We start from the raw sequence: 243 nt of genomic DNA, 5'->3' as shown, positions 1-243 counted from the left end.
TGGTAATGGCTGAATAAAGTTTTTTATACGCTTTAATACGTGGTATCTAATATTTGTTTCACTCTGCTTATCACGTTCCGTAATGCGCGGTGTCACCATAAATCGTTCTAATACATCATCTTCACTGAAAATAGGTGGCAATGCTTCTATATAAGGATTTTGAGCGTATTCAGAGAGCATTTGCGGCTTGTAGTCAGCGTGTTCTATATCTCCTTTTAGAACAATATTATTTATCTTTTCCAA

The 243-nt window shown here is 35.4% G+C and carries 1 pseudogene; it reads right to left on the bottom strand.

Annotated features, from left to right (window positions below):
* Nucleotides 1-243: pseudogene (locus tag KVT27_RS25825) on the bottom strand (ATP-binding protein); the annotation flags it as partial.

Source organism: Lysinibacillus sp. GbtcB16 (assembly GCF_019091145.1).
GTDB lineage: Bacteria > Bacillota > Bacilli > Bacillales_A > Planococcaceae > Lysinibacillus > Lysinibacillus fusiformis.
Note: the sequence above shows the minus strand (reverse complement) of the source record. Positions and strands in the feature narration are given on the sequence as shown.